Source organism: Leptospira ilyithenensis (assembly GCF_004771005.1).
Classification (GTDB): Bacteria; Spirochaetota; Leptospiria; order Leptospirales; family Leptospiraceae; genus Leptospira_A; species Leptospira_A ilyithenensis.
On sequence record NZ_RQHV01000060.1, the window covers coordinates 1 to 2,272 of the forward strand.

1 pseudogene is annotated in these 2,272 nt (G+C 45.5%); it reads left to right on the top strand.

The annotated features are described in order from the left end of the window. Positions 1 to 2,272 (top strand): annotated as a pseudogene (locus EHS11_RS19875) (hypothetical protein); the annotation flags it as partial.

A 2,272-nucleotide genomic window follows, 5' to 3' on the forward strand; every position in this document is an offset into this window, starting at 1 on the left:
TCTACCAATGAAAACAACGAAAGAATGGCTGACAAAGAACAGGAAAAATTACTCAACCAGATCACATACGGAATCAAATGGGAAGACCGCGTTGTTCTCAAATACAATGACAATGGAGTGTTGGAAGGAAACAAGGAATTCCAACATATCTTGAATCAGATGAATGATTCTAAGTGGAAGCCAATGACCGATTGTATGGCGGAAAAGGGAGCGACGCAGGAAGGTTGTTTTAAGACTACCTTCAAGGATTCGATCGCATATATGCAAGGTCAAGGTTTTGAATACCAAAATGGAATGATTGTCAGGTCGCTTAACAAGATGGAGAAAATCCTACTTGGTCAAACAACGGGACTTACGATGACTGCAGAAGAGAAGGCATTGACTGGCACTTGTTATGTGGATCCGAGCCAGTGCAAGAGCCTACTGAGACAAGATTATACTTATACAGTCAATAAAGAAACAAATGTAGCAACACTTACAAAGTCGATTAGCAATGGTCAGATTGGTGGGAGAAGAGATGGAAAATACATCAGTGGAGCACAAACTGAGACTCGTTATGTGAGCTTGGCAGAGGTAAAACCTGTGATGGCTCCGAAGGGAAAAGATTTATTTGACTCTTGGGGTGAAGAGGAATGGGACAATATAGGATCCCAACAGAATGCAGTGCTTAAGAATTTCTATGATGTGGGTCTTGCGGGAGATGTTAAGAGAATCTCCGCCGCTGCGAATGATATATCTGCGGTCAAAGAAAGAAACGAGAAGAAATTCCAGGAAGCGAAGATTGCGGCTGAGTCAGCGGATTCATTTATCAAAGATATGATTATGGCTTATATTTCCGGTGGTGTGGCGGGGATTAAGTCTTCCATTAAAGGCAAGATAGAAGATCAGATTAATTCGAGTTTGGCGGGAGCATTTATCCGGGCTACGGGTGGAAGTGAAGATCAGATTGCGTTTGTTTCCGATATCATGAGCTTTATGCGTGGTAAGATGCAAGAAAAGCAAGTTAAGGCCCGTGCGAATACTATGTCTATGAGTAATCCGTTGCGGTCGATAGAGAATATGGTTTCTAAAACCTATAATAAATTGAACCAATGGAGCGGAGGGATAACGGGAGCAATTACTGGCTTTATGATGACTGGAGTGACAACTATAGTAAGCGCAGTGGCAAGTGCCGCGACTTCCGTATCCGGAGCACTGGGAAATATCGGAACCGGATTTGCGGCAGTGATCAATCCGATAGGATCAGCGGTGGGAGCAATGGCTGTAGCGACGGATAATTATCTGGAGAAACAAAAAGAAAAGATGACCGGTGCCAAAGATGCGATCAGTGGAATCCGTGCGGGCGAACAATCTATCATAAAAAAACATGTGACAAGCGTGGTAGCGAATGCCACAGGAATACCGCCCGAGGTAGCAAGTAGTATAGTAGCGGATTATAAAGGTTCACGGGATGCAAAGAAAGCAAGACAAGCTGTGAATTCCAATCCACTTGCGAATGTTACCAGTCAAGTTGTAGGAGTGGTAGGTGGAATTATCAAAACGGCGGCAGTGGCGTTTGGGGCAAAAGAAAGAGATATACAAAAAGCATTCGCAGACGGATCACGAATGGCAAATGCGGGAAGCTTGGACTATGGTACCGCAGATATGCAATCGGAAGCATATTCCCAACAGATGTTCGGACTCCGGTCGTCTGCGCTTAGTTATAGTTCCGCAACCCCTACCCTTAAAAACAGAAAGGGCTTTGTAGAGGAACTGGGGAAACGAATCGTAGTGGATGAGATTGTCAAGGCAACCGGCTTTGACCGGGATATAGCAAATGCTAGTTTCCGTCAGCAATATGATGGGATAAAACAGAAGAAAGCGGATAAGAAAGCACAGGCTGATGCAGCGAGGTCGACTGCGATCACTGCCGCAGTAACGGTATTGACACTGGGAGCAGCGACCGCAGTGACAGGTCCATTGGCAGCTGTGAATAGTGCGCTCAGTGCAGTAGGACAATTTTTTGGAGCAGTTGGTAATGCAGCTGTACAACTAGGATCAACCATCATCAAGACCGCCATACAGGTGATAGATGGAATTCGAAACGGCACTGAGGGAATGCTTGCTGGTCTCGCGAATGGAATCCTGGGTGGACTGACCGGTGGTGGCAAATTCGATTTGAGTAATAGTTTTACCTCTTCCTTGGGATCGACACTCGGTCCTCTTCTCAAGAACACAGCAGTTGGTTTGGGAGTGAGTTACGACAAACAAGCTGGTTGGGGTGGAAGGCTAG